Origin of the sequence: Turicibacter faecis, assembly GCF_037076425.1 — a bacterium.
Classification (GTDB): domain Bacteria; phylum Bacillota_I; class Bacilli_A; order MOL361; family Turicibacteraceae; genus Turicibacter; species Turicibacter faecis.
This window is the reverse complement of the sequence record NZ_AP028127.1, coordinates 1,871,496-1,887,383: the sequence shown is the minus strand read 5'-3', so window position 1 is coordinate 1,887,383 and position 15,888 is coordinate 1,871,496. Positions and strand designations below refer to the sequence as shown.

Here is a 15,888-nt window from a genome sequence, read left to right as displayed (position 1 = left end):
GGATTCGGATGAATTCGACGTATCAGTATCCCCGACTTAATTTAATGAAATTTATCGGGGCATTTTTAGTGATTGCTATTCATACCCATCCCTTTTTTAATCTCTCTTGGGGATTGGACTTCTTCGTGGTCAATATTGTGGGGCGAGTAGCTGTTCCTTTTTATTTAATAACAAGCGGGTTTTTCTTCTATCCGAAAGTAGCTAATGGGATGAATAAGACGAAAATTAGAGACTATGTCCTCAAGTTGATTCAATTGTATGTAGTGTGGTCATTGATTTATTTAATGATTAATTTCTCTACTTATTTCGTTGGAAAATCGCCTGTGATTGCTCTCGTTCATGTGGTGCGAAACTTTTTGTTTACGGCCATTGATGTTCACCTATGGTATTTATCGGCTGTTGCTGTTGGAATCATCGTTATCGTCGTGATTTTAAGAATGTTCGATTGGCGCGTATTGATAGGGGTTAATGTGGGATGTATTCTCTTGCTTCTTCTGACACAAACGTATGCGGGCCTTATCCAAGGGACTGTTATCGCTTCGGTTTTAGCACTGTATGAACGTTTATTTGGTGGACTGGCTAATAGCTTTATCATGGCGATTCCTTTTTTAACGATTGGGATGCTTATTAGAAAATATGAGCTTCTGAAGAAGGACACACCAGTTGGAGGATGGTGCCTCGTCGCTTTTATCTTGTTGGTGATTGAACAACTGGGAGTCCGTGTTTTAGGGCTGGCGACGGATTATACTGTTTCTCTTTCCTTGCTTCTTTTTTCGACGCTTTTCTTTATTGAGGTGGGACGCTGGGATCAAAGGAAACCTAGTCCGCTTTTAATGAAGTATGACGCAATTTTTAGAGAGAGTAGTTTATGGATTTATTTAATTCATGTTACATTTTTAAGATTATTACTCGTCATTTATCAGCAACTGGGGATTGAAAATCCAAGGTTAATCACGTTCCTTCTAATTAGTGTGGCGTCGGTCTTGAGTTATTTTTTCGTGCGCCGATTCCGTGGCATTTATCAGTGGGTGATGATGCCCACGTTTTTTCAGAAGGGACAAAGGTCTCGTTAAAATAGGTAGGAAAGTAGGGAGATAGAGTGGTGAGAAATAGTCGTTTAGATTTGTTGAGGATTGTTGCGTGTGTGATGGTGATTGCGGTGCATGTGGGGACGTTGTATGGAATGGATCCGAATCAGAGGGAACCGTATTATTTTTTTGTCGGAAATCTTTTTCATGCCTTTCCACGGACGCCCGTCCCGTTATTTGTGATGATTTCGGGTGGGTTTTTATTAGCTAATGAAAGAAATAAGGATTTTCAGGCGCATTATAAGAAGACGTTTTGGCGTATTATTGTTCCAACCTTTTGGTTTAGTTTAGGGTACACCCTTTTATCGCTTGGTTTTGCACAATTAAAGGGGGAACCTGTGGACTGGATTTTTTCGGTGAAGAGTTGGGTTTTGGGGTGGCCGTATTATCATATGTGGTATATGTATATGATTATTGGTTGTTATGCGGTGACGCCGTTTCTAATCCGTTTACGTGAAAAGGTTGGAAATCATCTATTTGCGTGGATAGGAGTTCTCTTTTTAATCATAGGTCTGATCAATTATCAAACAGAGGTGTTGTAGCCATTTAAGTTCATTTTCTATCTGGGATACTTTATCATGGGGTATTGTTTAAAAGAATGGAAACTTCCTAAACTTTTATCGTGGCGCTGGTGTTTAATGGGATCGATTTTAATCTTGGGGGCCATGACGGCACTCACGTATCATCGAGTCATGACGCAGGCCGTGCAACCTTTTTATTTTGTTTCCTCTTTATCGGTGACGGTGATGGCAAGTGCACTGTTGATGTATGTGGCGTTTCTTAACCTGCCAGTGCTAAATTTGAACTTAGGAAGGTTAGCGGGACTCACATTTTATATTTATTTATTCCATGCCGGAGTTTTGGATATTGTAGACTTTATTGTTCGACAGGTTTGGCACTTAGAACCTAATCCGGTGTGGTATTTACCTGTGTTAACCGTTGTTGTCTTTTATTTATCGTTTGTTTTATCGTCTGGAATTGAATGGATGATTCGTCATGCGTTTAGCCCAAAATTAACCGTCAATGTTAAGCAGCAATAAATTTGATTAATTGCAGGATGTCCTCTACGAATGAAGTGGGGGTCATCCTTTTTTAATAGGGATTAAAACGAGAAGACCGACACTTATTGTCGGAAGGTATACGGTATAATAAGTTAGACGGATTGAATGAGGAGTGTCTGTGTATGAGGAATTTCCTCAGATAACGGTTAAGGAGGAGAGAAAATGAAGAAAAAGCAGTTTATATCTGTTTTATTAATGGCCTTGTTAATCATCGTTGGATGTGAGAACGGGATGGTGAAAAAATCGATGGAAAAAGCAAAAATTGCGATGGAGGAGAAAGCGTATGAAAAGGCCTTGCTTTCATTAGAATTGGTGCTTGAAGAGAATCCATCACATGAAGAGGCAAAAACGTTACATTCCATCGTGGATACTTACCTTCAGGCGACGCAGTTAATAGCGGAGGAGAAATTTGCGGAAGCCAAAAAGGTCATCGACCAATTAGATAAAGGGTATGCTGATTATACAATTAAGGAGGATATGGACGTCCTAAAGGAAAAGATTGAAACTCATTTAACAGAAATAGATAAGGTTGCCCAAGTTTTAACTGAGGCTGAAGAGATGTTTAACCAGCAACAGTATGAAGAATGTAAGGCTACGTTGATTACCCATGTTATCGGTTCATTGAGTGAGCATGTGAATGCTAATCCTTATGCGACAAGTGAACAAAAAGCAAAGGCTGAGGAGTTAGTCGCAAAATCACAGCAAGCGCTTGATGAACAGGAGGCCCAACGAGTGGCCGAGGAAGAACGACTTGCTGAGGAGAAACGTCAGGAAGAAGAGCGTAAAAAGCAACAAGAGCCGAAAGTTTACTCGAGAGAAGAAGTAACTGAGCTATTAATTTCTTTGGATAAGGGGATGGCCGTGGACGAAGAGCCAGATGATGACTTTTTTAAAGATGCCTATATTAATGGTGAACGCTGTTATATCTCCAATATTGTTTATCCGTTCGGAAATGACTATCACACGCGAATGTTTTACGTTGGGAGTCAAACATTAACAGTTTATGATCTTGATTACCAGGCTCAGGGAACGATTTATGAGGATCAGGATTTTGAACGGGGTGCTTTTTAAAGGATAAGAAAAGATCCCTTTTTTGTGAGTGAACAAAAAGGGGTCTTTTCTTATCCTTTTCCATCATGAAAATGGTTAAAGTCTTTCGGGAATGCTTGTCGAAAAAGTCGAAACATAATATAATATAGGATGTTATAAAATGAGGTGATTTGTATCTTTATGGCTGAATGGATGGATATTTGGAGGGAGGATAAGATATCTTTTATCAGGAGAGGCCAAGGTGCAGAATAAAAAGAATCCTTGGGAGGAGTAAGATATGGGAGAGTATATATCAAAGATTCCCGGTATAAAGAAGCGGGGATTAAAACGTGTAATTTTGGTTGTCATGGATTTTGTGTTGATTTCAATTTGTTATTTTTTAGCGATTATTTTTCGATATTACATGGCCGGTCAAGAAGTGAGTTATATTTTTGAAATTATGAATGTTATAAGAGGAATGAGTCTTTTAGGGATTATTACATTAATTCTCTGTCAATGGATAATGAAACAGTATCAAAGCATCTGGAAATTGGCGGGACTTGAGGATTTTACCCTCGGAACGTTGTCTTTTATTATGGGAACAGGAATTAATTTAATGACCTCTTTCCTTTTGCCCGTTCGCATTCCTTTACTTGTCACTATCTTAGCGGGAATTTTAGCGATGATTGCGTGTAACGGGGCCCGAATTATGTGGCGTTGCCTTCGATATTACATTATCACACAACAAGTGTTTGAGGAGGGGGATATCCAACGGACGTTAATTTATGGAGCCGGAATGGGTGGAAGCCTTGTCGCGAATGAGTATCGTCGTAATCCGCAGTTTGGAAAGAAAATTATTGGTTTTGTGGATGATAATCCTGAAAAAAGTGGGACTTGCATTGGTAAGATTCCCGTATTTGGAACAGGCGATGAATTAGAACAAGTATTGATGAAGTATGATATTGATGAATTAATTATCGCTATTTCACAGATGAATAAGTCGGATTTAAAGGCTATTACATTAAAAGCGAAACGGTTAAATGTAGCGGTTAAGACAATGCCAGGCTTATTTGAATTAATCGATGGAAAGTTTAATGTCGGGATGATTCGTGATGTATCAGTAGAGGAGTTATTAGCTCGTGATTCAATTCAACTGGATTATGAGGGAATTAGTGATTATTTAGAACAACAGGTCGTGATGGTAACCGGTGGTGGAGGATCGATTGGATCGGAGTTGTGTCGTCAGATTGCTAAATTCCATCCAACGCAACTCATTATCGTTGATATTTACGAAAATAATGCATATGATTTACAAAATGAATTACGTCGCCAATATCCGCACTTAAATTTAGTGACGTTGATTGCGTCTGTTCGTGAACGCGACCGTTTGAAAGAAATTTATGAGACGTATCGTCCAGATGTCGTTTTCCATGCCGCTGCGCATAAGCATGTGCCGTTAATGGAAGATAGTCCAGCGGAAGCAATTAAAAATAATGTAGTTGGAACGCTTCATACGGCGGAATTGGCAAGTGAATATGGCGTGAAACGATTTGTTCTGATTTCGACCGATAAGGCGGTAAATCCAACGAACGTCATGGGGGCAACGAAACGATTATGTGAGATGATTATTCAATCGTTAAACCCAACGAGTCAAACGGATTTTGTTGCTGTCCGTTTCGGAAATGTGCTTGGTTCAAATGGATCGGTTGTGCCACTGTTTAAAAAACAGATTGCAAAAGGTGGACCGGTTACGTTAACGCATAAAGAGATTGTCCGTTACTTTATGACGATTCCTGAGGCTGCCCAACTCGTTCTCCAAGCGGGTGGATTTGCCCAAGGAGGAGAAATCTTTGTCCTCGATATGGGAAAACCGGTTAAGATTTATGATTTAGCTGAAAATTTAATTAAATTATCGGGATATGAACCTCACACCGAAATTGAAATTCAGGTGACGGGACTTCGCCCGGGTGAAAAGCTATACGAAGAGCTTTTAATGGACGAGGAAGGCTTAACTAAAACAGACCATAAAAAAATCTTTATCGGTAAGCCAGGAGACTTTGAACTTTGCACAGTAAAAAAACAAATTAATGAGTTGATTGTAGCAACAACAAAGGGAAGCACGGAGTTAAAAGCTAAATTGAAAGAAGTTGTCCCAACTTATCGCGAACCTGAACATCATAAAATAAATGTACAGTTGGCTCAATCGAATGAAGAAGTGATGAATAGGGGGATAAAGTGTGCAACAACGAATTAAGAGGATATTCGACTTTATGATTGCCTTAATAGGGATCATTATTGCTTCACCGATTTTATTAATCGTGGCAATTTTAGTGCGCCTAAACTTAGGAGCGCCGATTTTATTTCGCCAACCTCGTGTTGGGTTAAATGGCGAAGTATTCGAAATGGTGAAGTTTCGAACAATGAAAGATGCCAAAGATGCAAAGGGTCATCTTTTACCGGATGACGAGCGATTAACGAAGTTTGGTCAATTTTTAAGACAAAGTAGTTTAGATGAATTACCTGAATTGTTTAATGTGTTAAAAGGGGATATGAGTTTAGTAGGACCCCGACCACTTCTTGTTGAGTATCTCCCTCTTTACTCAAAAGAGCAGATGCGCCGTCATGAGGTTCGCCCAGGAATTACGGGATACGCTCAAATTAATGGAAGAAATAATATCTCTTGGGCCCAAAAATTTGAATTAGATGTTTATTATGTGGACAACTATCGTTTAAGTCTGGATTTTAAAATTTTAGCGCAAACGGTTGGAAAAGTTCTTAAACAATCGGATATTAGTCAAGAGGGACATGTGACGGTGGAGAAGTTTAATGGAGCAAATTAAGATGAAGCAGATTATTCTTTTTGGAGCGGGTGGCCATGCTGCGGTTATTCTCGATAGTTTAAAAGCACAAATCGAACACGGGGCACCGATTGAGATTAAAGGATTACTCGATGATTCGGGGAAAACGGAATGGATGGGGTATCCCATCTTAGGAACGACTGATTCGGCGGATCGATTTCATGATGGACAGACGGAATTTGTTTTAGCCATTGGTTCGAATGAGGTACGTGAGCGATTGGCTCGTCAGTATTCGCACTTGCCTTTTTATACGGTGATTCATCCAACGGTGACGATGGGAACGAATATTTCCATCGGTGTGGGAACTGTGGTGATGCCAAATGTGGTGATGAATGCGAATACCCAAATTGGCTGTCATGCAATTATTAATACGGGCGCTATTGTGGAACATGATAATCGAATTGGAGATTATGTTCATCTCTCTCCTAACGCTACTTTATGCGGGACCGTGACTGTGGGCGACTTGACTCATATTGGGGCAGGAGCAACGGTGATTCAAGGGATGACGATTGGTTCTCGTTCAATCATTGGAGCGGGGGCAACCGTCGTAAATGACTTAGCTCAGGATGTAACCGCGGTCGGGGTTCCGGCGCGCGTGATTAAACAACGACGATAAAGGGGATGAAAATGATGACACGAATATATTTAGCGTCTCCTCATATGAGTGAGGAAGGGTACGAACAAGCATATGTTAAAGGGGCTTTTGATACGAACTGGGTGGCGCCACTCGGACCGAATGTGAATCAGTTTGAACAAGAATTAGCCGATTATGTCGGGGTGAAATCAGCCTCTGCTCTTTCGAGTGGAACCGCAGCGATTCATCTTGGATTAAAAGCATTAGGCGTTAAAGAAGGAGACACGGTGTTTTGTTCAACCCTCACTTTTTCTGCTTCATGTAATCCGATTTTATACTTAGGAGCAACACCTGTGTTTATTGATAGCGATGCTGCAACATGGAACATGTGTCCAAAAGCCCTGAAGAAGGCTTTTGAAGACGCCATAAAACGCCATCAGCTTCCTAAAGCTGTCGTTGTTGTGAACTTATATGGACAAAGTGCAGACATGGATCTGATTTTAGAACTCTGTCAGAAATATAACGTCCCAATTTTAGAAGACGCTGCCGAATCATTAGGATCAACGTATAAAGGACGAATGAGCGGAACGATAGGAGATATTGGAATCTATTCCTTTAATGGAAATAAAATCATCACGACTTCAGGTGGAGGGATGATGGTTTCTAATCATGAAGCGTACACAAAAAAGGCGACGTTTTGGGCGACTCAATCGCGTGAGGCGGAACGTCATTATGAACATAAAGAAATCGGCTACAACTATCGGATGTCAAATGTCGTTGCAGGAATCGGTCGCGGACAGCTAAAAGTTTTAAATGAACGAATTGTAAAGAAGAAAGAAATTTATGAAACATACAAAGAAGCTTTCAGAGATATTGAAGATATAGAAATGATGAATATTTGTGACTTTGGGGAGTCGAACTATTGGTTATCGGTCATGACCCTCAAAGAAACATCTCAGGTGAAACCAATGGACATCATGTTAGCGTTAGAAAAGGAAAACATTGAATCGCGCCCGGTATGGAAACCGATGCACATGCAGCCGGTCTTCAAACAGTATCCATTTTTTACAGCAACGGATGACCAACCGGTATCAGAAGACTATTTTAAACGAGGAATCTGCTTACCGTCAGATACGAAAATGACAGCGGAACAACAACAGCACGTCATTGATATTATTAAAGGATTATTTAAATAACAGTTGGAAAGAGTGGCTTGAAACCACTTTTTTTATTTAGGATTCAAAATTACATAGGATAGTGAGTTTCCGAGTTTAAATTATCAAATGATAACCTCTTTACGGTTAATCTTTATAAATAATTGAATTTGGACCGAGTCACTTATATACAAAGTTTCTGAAAATTTATTTAAATGAAGGGTGCCGACAGAAAATGTCGGTAATGATAAGGTATAATAAGGAACGGAAGGTCAAGGGTTCTAAAGTAACATGTTTTGGTTGGGAGTAGTGTCATTGTTTTGGTATAAAAGTATGTAGAAAAGAAGTAAAAAGTAGTGAGCTATAGTTGATATTTGTTGATTCAGGAGATTATTGTTGAATAAAAGACAAAAATTTCAAAAAAAAACACAACGCTTTCCTACAGTTTTTTCAGAAAATGAGTAAATTCTGTGGTATAATCGGTGTGAATGTGATTATAAATTTTAATGTAAAGAAAGGGAGATGAAAGTGGAGAATACGGAGTACGAAATTGATCTGCGTGAAATATTTGGAATGTTACGAAAACGATGGCTAATGATTGCCAGTATTACGTTAATCGCTGCGATATTGGCGGCAGGGGTTAGCTTCTTTTTGCTAAAACCACAATACGAGGCGTCAACAACTATGATCGTTAGTTACAAGCAAAATCAAGAAGCGTTGATGGATTATAATCAATTACAAATGAGTCAGAAGCTGGCTACAACTTATTCGCAAATTATTAAAAGTAATCGTATCGCGGATAAGGTGATTAAAAAACTGGATTTAGATTTATCTTCCAAAGATTTAAATTCCAAAATTTCAGTTTCTCAAGTAGAAACGACAGAGATTTTTAAAATTACAGTTAAAGACAACGATCCGGAGTTAGCTGCTTTAATTGCGAACACTGAAGCAGAAATCTTCAAACAAGAAATTAATGAGATGATGAAAGTGGATAGTGTATCAACAATCGATGTGGCAAAGGTTCCTGAAAGTCCGGTAGCTCCTAATAAAGTGATGAATATTGCGATTGCTACCGTGCTTGGAATGATGGTAAGTGTTGGTTTAGTTTTCGTTCTTGAGTTTTTAGACCGTACGTACAAAACGCCATCAGATATTGAACGTCACTTAGGATTACCAATTTTAGGGGCTATACCTGATATTAAAGGATTGTAGGAGGATAAGGGATGAGTTTAGATCTTATTACACATACGAATAGTAAGTCACCAATTTCGGAAGCCTATCGTACGTTAAGAACAAATATTCAATTTTCAAGTGTTGATAAACAGATTAAGACGTTAATGGTGACAAGTTCGATGATGTCGGAGGGGAAAACGACGACTATTACAAATTTAGCCGAGACTTTTGCTCAGGCGGGAAATCGCGTGATAATTGTTGATGCCGACTTGCGTCGCCCACGTGTACACCAAGTATTTGCGGTTTCGAATCAACAAGGGTTAACGAATGTGTTAGCAGGCCAAGTTGGATTAAAAGATGTAATCAAGGTTTCGGGAAGTGAGATTAATGTGCTAACTTCGGGACCAATTCCACCTAATCCATCGGAATTATTAGGATCAACAAAAATGCAAGATTTAATTAAAATCTTAAGTGATAATTATGATGTGGTGTTAATTGATGCACCTCCAGTTAACCTGGTAACGGATGCCGCCGTTTTATCAACCTTTGTTGATGGGGTGATTTTGGCGATTGCCTCAGGGAAAACAGAAATTGAGGCTGGAAAAAGGGCGTTTAAATCACTCGAAGCAGTTAATGCGAATGTGTTAGGGGCTGTCATGACGATGATGCCAGTCACAAAAAAAGGATATTATAGCTATCAATATTATAGCTATGAAGAAGGGGCAGAAAACAAAAAGAAACGAAAACTTTTTGGGAAAAAGAAATAAATTGGGATTTAAATAAAGAGAGAAGAAATTAGGGAGAGATAAATTAGATACCATTTATTCAATGATAGAATAGATGAAGGTAGAACTCCTAATGATTTCTTAAATTAAGAGTTCTACCTTTTTTATTTTAGGAGGTAGAGAGATGGAGAATGAATTAGCAATTCAACGTCAAGAATTAGTGAAGACAAGTATTTGCTATGTTGTATTAAAGCGTCTGATGGATATTGTTGGATCGTTAATTGGATTAATATTAGCATCTCCTGTGATGTTAATCATTGCAATCCTCATTAAAATTGAAGATCCTAAAGGGCCAATCTTTTTCTCTCAAGTGAGAAATGGCGAATATCCGAAGACATTTAAAATGTATAAGTTTAGAAGTATGTATACGGATGCAGAGGAGAGACTTCATGAATTAATGCATTTAAATGAACAAAGTGGCCCTGCCTTTAAAATGAAGAATGATCCGCGTATTACGAAGGTAGGAAAGTTTATTCGTAAGACAAGTTTGGATGAATTGCCACAACTGTTTAATGTATTAAAAGGTGATATGAGTTTAGTTGGACCGCGACCGGCTCTTCCACGAGAAGTAGAACAATATACGCCATATCAAATGCAACGATTACTTGTTAAGCCAGGTTTAACTTGTATTTGGCAGGTGAGTGGCCGTAATAACATTGGATTTGATGAATGGGTGGAACTTGATATCGAATACATTAAAACACGTAATTTATGGCTCGATATTAAATTAATTTTATTAACAATTCCGGCAATGCTCGGTGATGAAAATGCAAGTTAGCAGTAATATCAGTTATAAGGAGGTTTTTATGGAGCAAAATCCGATTAGAATTGCACAAATTATGGGGAAATGGATCGGTGGTGGAGTAGAATCTGTCGTTATGAATTATTATCGTCATATTGACCGAACGAAGATACAGTTTGATTTTATTTGTGATGATGACTCGACTAATATTCCCTATGATGAAATAGAATCATTGGGAGGAAAAGTAGTACTTATTCCTCCATATCAAAAGGTAATGAAATATCATAAAGAATTAAAAAGGGTTTTAGAAGAAGGTAATTATAAAATTGTTCATTCGCATATTAATACCTTATCTGTATTTTCTTTAAAAGCTGCTAAAGATGCCGGGGTTCCTATTAGAATAGCCCATAGTCATAGTACGACTAATAAAAAAGAAAAGAAGAGGAATTTTATGAAACAAATTCTAAGACCCTTTTCAAAAACATTTGCTACTAACTATATGTGTTGTTCAGAGTTAGCAGGAAGATGGTTGTTTGGGGATAAAGAATATAACGAAGGAAACGTTTACTTATTGAATAATGCTATCGATATAGATAAATTTAAGTTTAATGAAGAAATGCGAAAAAAGGCTAGAAAAGAGCTGAATATAAGTGAAGATAAATTAGTAATAGGACATATCGGAAGATTTGTTGAGACTAAAAATCATAGTTTCTTAATAGATATTTTTAGGGAGATTTATAAACGAAACAATGATTCAATGTTGTTATTACTGGGACAAGGTCCTAAATTAGAAGAAATAAAAGAAAAGGTTAGAAAGTATAACTTGCAAGATAATGTATTATTCTTGGGTCAACGAAACGATGCTAATCGATTATATCAAGTATTTGATACATTTTTATTACCTTCACTATACGAAGGATTACCAGTTGTAGGAGTAGAAGCCCAAGCTTCAGGGTTACCTTGTTTATTTTCAAAGGGTGTGACAAAAGAGGCTAAAGTTCTGAATACGACACAATTTGTTTCGCTAGATAATTCAGCAGAAGTCTGGGCTGATAAGACCATACAATTTACTGGTTTTTTCCAAAGAGTGGATGCTACTAATGAAATTACAAAAAATAACTTTAATATAAATAATGAAGCACAAAAAATAGAGATTCAATATACGAATTTATTGAAAAAAAAATAATATTGTACGAATATATAGGCTTAATATTTGGCATAATAATAGTTTGCCTAAAAAGAGTCTCATTTAAATCACTTCCTAAAATGAATGGAGATTTTATTTAAGAAAATGAGGTGAGGTTTTATGATTAAAGATAAGGTTAGTGTAATATTACCAGTTTATAATTCAGAAAAAACTATTGAAAAAACAATAAACTCAGTTTTAAATCAATCTTACCAAAATTTTGAGTTAATTATTATAAATGACGGTTCGACTGACAATACTGATATTATTTGTTCATCATATATAAATGATTCTAAAGTTAGGTATATATATAATAAAAATCAAGGTGTAAGTAAAAGTAGGAATATTGGATTAGATTTAGCTGAGGGGGAATATATTTGTTTTATTGATTCAGATGATTTATATGAAAAAAATTATCTGAATGAAATGATAAAGCGAATAACTGATAATAATTGCGATTGGGATATTTGTGGCTACCAATGTTTTGAATCATCAAATAAAAATTTTAGTATTGAGAAAGGTTTTATAACTGAAGAAAAAAACGTGGTAATAGAGTTTCTTCAATCTAAACTTTTATTTAACCAATTATGGAATAAAATTTATAAAAACAAAATTATTCAAGAAAATTATATTAGATTTGAAGAAAATTTAAATTTAGGTGAGGATGCAATTTTTAATATTAATTATTTAAAATACTGTAATAAAATAGAATGTTTTAATTTATGTTTATATAAATATAGAATAACTAATAATGGATTAGGATTTAAGTATAGAAAAAATGCAGGAGAATTAAAATTAAAAATATTTCGGGCAATATTTCTTTTATACGAAGAAAATAATTATGAAACAAGTTATATAGAGAAAAATCTTTTAAAGCAATATATATCATGGATTGCTAATATTGTTGATAATAGAAATAAAGAAGATAGCTATAAAGAAAAATATTTTTTAGTAAAAAGAATTTTTAAAAATGATAATTTTAAAAATGATTTATTATTTATTAGTGATTGGAAAATAAGACTAATATTTAAGAGTTTTAAAATTACTAGTATAGCTCTTTTTCTTGGATTATTTGCTAATAAGTTTGATAAATTTAATAAGAAAAAACTTTTATAATAAGGCGGTTAGTTAGATGCTCATATATATATTAGTATTTATTCTGATAAATTTTTATTATTTTTTCATTTATATAAATGGTAATAATAAATCCTTAAAAAAGAAAAAAATATTTTTATTTTTTTCTTTTTTAACAATGTTTTTAATTATGGGATTTCGAAGTGAGAATGTAGGAACTGATACAAGTCTATATTGTAATATCTTTATTAAAAACTCTACTTTAAGTTTTATGGATATATTGAAGAGTGGAGATAGTGCAATATTATATGTTTTATATAATAAATTAGTATCGTTATTTTCGAATGATAGAAATGCGATTATTGTCATTAATAGCTTTGTCATTTGTTTATTAACAGCTATATTTATTTATAATAATAGTAAAAAAAATGTAATTCTTCCAACAATTCTATTTATGTCTTTTTATCACTACTTCAGTGCTATGAATATTTCTAGACAATATATTGCTGTTTTATTAATAGCTAACTCTTTATATTTTTTAAAATTAAATAAAAAATTGCCTTTTATATTTATGTGTATATGTGCAACTTTTATTCATAATACTGCAATAATTTCTTTTACATTATTACCTATATTTTTTATAAAACGCAATAAGAAAAAACTATATATATATTTATTTTCCTTATTTGTAATTGCTTTATTTTTGGATAAAATCATCGCTATTTTTTCTCAAATATTTCCGCATTATGAACTATATCTTAATAATAATTTATTAACTGAAGTAGGTCAAAATAAGAAGATATTAATTACATTTATATATATAATTTTTGAAATAATAATATTAATTTTATTGAGAAAAAAAACATTAAAAATTGAAGAAGAAAATTCTCTTTTTATTTATTATTTCATAAATGCTTTAGCTATATTGATAGGGATATTGTCGTTAAAGATAATGCTATTATCTAGGATAGAAGTTTATTTCTCAATCTTTGCGATAATATATATTCCTTATATTTTAAGTTTCTTTAAAGATAAAATATTATATATTTATATATTTACTCTTCTTATGATTCTTCCCATGTTAATTCAATTAAAGAGTAATAATAGTGAAGTTTTGCCATATGAAAATTGGTTATTTCACATTAAAGTTAATTAAAAATTTACGAGGTGATGTAATTGAAAAAGCAGGCAATTCTAATCATAGCTCATAATAATATTTGGACTTTAGAAAAATTATTAAAATCTTTAGATAGCAAATATTTTGATATATATATACATGTTGATAAAAAAAGTAATATTAATAATTTAGATGTAATAGCGCAATTTGTAAAAGTATCAAAAATTTATATATATAAGGAAATTAATGTTAGATGGTCAGATTACTCTCAAGTTGAATGTGAATTGTTTTTATTAGAAAAAGCTCTACAAAATGGAGAGTATTCTTACTTTCATCTTTTATCAGGTGTTGATTTACCTTTAAAAAAATCAGAAATTATATATAATTATTTCAACGAAGCGAAGAATAAAGAATTTATTCATTTTTACTCAGAAGAACTTCCAATTGAAAAATATTGTTGGCTTAAATATTTTTGGTTATTTAGAAAATATTCTCGAAATAGTAAAATACTATATTTATTGGAATTCATTTCTATATCATTGCAAAAATTAATTAATATTAATAGATTGAAGAAACATAATTTAAAATTTATGACAGGTGCTAATTGGTTTAGTATTACTAAAGAATTTTCTGAATATTTATTGAGTAAAAAAAATTTTATATATACTACTTTTAAAAATACTAAAAGTGCGGATGAAATTTTTTTACAAACTATTTTATTCAACTCCCCATTTAAAAAAAATTTATTTTATTCAAAGTATGATGATAATTATATTTCTTGTATGCGAGCAATTGATTGGAAGCGAGGAAATCCCTACGTATATGTTTCTTCAGATTTGAATGAATTAGTAAACTCCCCATACTTATTTGCTAGAAAATTCGACGAAAATCTAGATAAAGAGATAATAGAGAAAATTTATAGTAGAAATTATAAATGAGAGGAAGTATTAATTTGAAAAAAATATTTTTAAAAGGTTATCTTATAAAAAACTTAGGAGATGATTTGTTTATTAAGATAATCTCTGAAAGATACCCGCAAGTTGTTTTTGATGCATATTCATTAAAAAAATATAATAAAAATATCTTCAAACAAAAAAATTTAAATTTATATTTTTTTGAAAATTTTATTACTAAAGTAATAAATATGCTTTTCTTTAAAATGGGTATAAAAAAATCCATTACAAGAGAAATGAAAAATGATTATTTAGCGACAGTAATAATAGGCGGATCATTATTTATTGAAACCGAAAAGTTTAATTCAAGTAAATACTTAAACTATAATTATAAATTCATAAGACCTTATTACATTTTAGGATCAAACTTTGGTCCTTATTTTACACAGGAATATCTCGAAGTTAATAAAGAGAATATTATAAAAAAAGCAGAAGATGTTTGTTTTCGAGATAATAGTTCATATATATTATTTAATGATTTAAATAATGTAAGAATTGCATCAGACGTAGTTTTTTCTATGGATTTATCTCATATCAAAATAACGGAAGAAGATAAGGTAGTTATTTCTGTTATTGACTGCTGTCGGAAAGTTAATCCAAAATATAAAATAGGATATGAAAATAAAATTATAGAATTAATAAAATATTTTATAAAAAAAGATTATAATATTACATTAATGTCTTTTTGTAAATCTGAAGGAGATGAAGAAGTTATAGAAAGGATTATAAAAAAATTTAATAATCAACAAAAAAATAAAATTAAAAAGCACTTTTATAGAGGAGATATTAATGAAGCTATTAATGAATTAGCTTGTTCCAAAATTATTATTGGAACAAGATTTCATGCAAATATTTTAGGATTAAAATTAAATAAAACAATTATACCGATTGCCTACAGTGATAAAACAATTAACGTTTTAAAAGATATGAATTTTAAAGGTAAAATATTTGATATAAGAAAATTAGAGGATTTTAATATAACAAAGATTACAGACCAAGATTTATCTTATAAAATTGAAATTAAAGAACAAGTAGAAAGTGCTAACCAACACTTTTATAAATTGGATAAATTATTAAAAGAAACGGACTGATTA

At 33.6% G+C, this 15,888-nt stretch carries 14 protein-coding genes and 1 pseudogene; all 15 read left to right on the top strand.

Annotation, left to right across the window (positions count from 1 at the left end; all coding sequences use genetic code 11):
* Positions 1-8: 8 nt before the first annotated feature.
* The 15 genes and pseudogenes from AACH31_RS09230 (at position 9) to AACH31_RS09160 (ending at position 15,885) form a co-directional block, all read left to right on the top strand.
* On the top strand, positions 9-1,073 hold the full coding sequence (locus AACH31_RS09230) for an acyltransferase family protein (RefSeq protein ID WP_338617469.1): 1,065 nt from the start codon (positions 9-11) through the stop codon (positions 1,071-1,073).
* 26 nt (positions 1,074-1,099) lie between these two features.
* Positions 1,100-2,128 (top strand): annotated as a pseudogene (locus AACH31_RS09225) (acyltransferase).
* Between the two features lie 183 nt (positions 2,129-2,311).
* Positions 2,312-3,220 carry a hypothetical protein gene (locus AACH31_RS09220; protein ID WP_338617467.1) on the top strand — a complete coding sequence of 303 codons (909 nt, stop codon included), beginning with the start codon at positions 2,312-2,314 and terminating at the stop codon, positions 3,218-3,220.
* A gap of 256 nt (positions 3,221-3,476) precedes the next feature.
* Entirely contained in the window at positions 3,477-5,432 is a 1,956-nt protein-coding gene (locus tag AACH31_RS09215) for a polysaccharide biosynthesis protein (protein ID WP_338617465.1), read from the top strand.
* Positions 5,416-6,018, top strand: a complete 603-nt coding sequence (locus AACH31_RS09210; RefSeq protein ID WP_338617464.1) for a sugar transferase — start codon at positions 5,416-5,418, stop codon at positions 6,016-6,018. Before AACH31_RS09215 ends, AACH31_RS09210 begins: the two co-directional genes overlap by 17 nt.
* Positions 6,005-6,652 (top strand): acetyltransferase, encoded by a 648-nt coding sequence (locus AACH31_RS09205; RefSeq protein ID WP_338617463.1) that lies wholly within the window; start codon positions 6,005-6,007, stop codon positions 6,650-6,652. The genes AACH31_RS09210 and AACH31_RS09205 overlap by 14 nt, the downstream gene beginning before the upstream one ends.
* Before the next feature lie 14 nt (positions 6,653-6,666).
* Entirely contained in the window at positions 6,667-7,806 is a 1,140-nt protein-coding gene (locus AACH31_RS09200) for a DegT/DnrJ/EryC1/StrS family aminotransferase (protein ID WP_304940770.1), read from the top strand.
* A 486-nt stretch (positions 7,807-8,292) separates the two neighbouring features.
* Positions 8,293-8,976: a Wzz/FepE/Etk N-terminal domain-containing protein gene (locus tag AACH31_RS09195; protein WP_161831103.1), complete on the top strand. Its 684-nt coding sequence runs from the start codon at positions 8,293-8,295 to the stop codon at positions 8,974-8,976.
* Between the two features lie 11 nt (positions 8,977-8,987).
* Positions 8,988-9,704 carry a CpsD/CapB family tyrosine-protein kinase gene (locus tag AACH31_RS09190; protein WP_338617461.1) on the top strand — a complete coding sequence of 239 codons (717 nt, stop codon included), beginning with the start codon at positions 8,988-8,990 and terminating at the stop codon, positions 9,702-9,704.
* Positions 9,705-9,846: 142 nt separating this feature from the next.
* Complete coding sequence (locus AACH31_RS09185) at positions 9,847-10,500, top strand: sugar transferase (protein WP_338617458.1); 654 nt, start codon at positions 9,847-9,849, stop codon at positions 10,498-10,500.
* A 28-nt stretch (positions 10,501-10,528) separates the two neighbouring features.
* A complete protein-coding gene (locus AACH31_RS09180) occupies positions 10,529-11,650 on the top strand; it encodes a glycosyltransferase family 1 protein (RefSeq protein ID WP_338617457.1) in 1,122 nt (373 codons plus the stop codon).
* Between the two features lie 120 nt (positions 11,651-11,770).
* On the top strand, positions 11,771-12,766 hold the full coding sequence (locus AACH31_RS09175) for a glycosyltransferase family 2 protein (protein ID WP_338617456.1): 996 nt from the start codon (positions 11,771-11,773) through the stop codon (positions 12,764-12,766).
* Positions 12,767-12,782: 16 nt separating this feature from the next.
* A complete protein-coding gene (locus tag AACH31_RS09170) occupies positions 12,783-13,880 on the top strand; it encodes an EpsG family protein (RefSeq protein WP_338617454.1) in 1,098 nt (365 codons plus the stop codon).
* Positions 13,881-13,900: 20 nt separating this feature from the next.
* A complete protein-coding gene (locus tag AACH31_RS09165; protein ID WP_338617451.1) occupies positions 13,901-14,779 on the top strand; it encodes a beta-1,6-N-acetylglucosaminyltransferase in 879 nt (292 codons plus the stop codon).
* A gap of 14 nt (positions 14,780-14,793) precedes the next feature.
* On the top strand, positions 14,794-15,885 hold the full coding sequence (locus AACH31_RS09160; RefSeq protein ID WP_338617449.1) for a polysaccharide pyruvyl transferase family protein: 1,092 nt from the start codon (positions 14,794-14,796) through the stop codon (positions 15,883-15,885).
* Positions 15,886-15,888 lie beyond the last annotated feature (3 nt).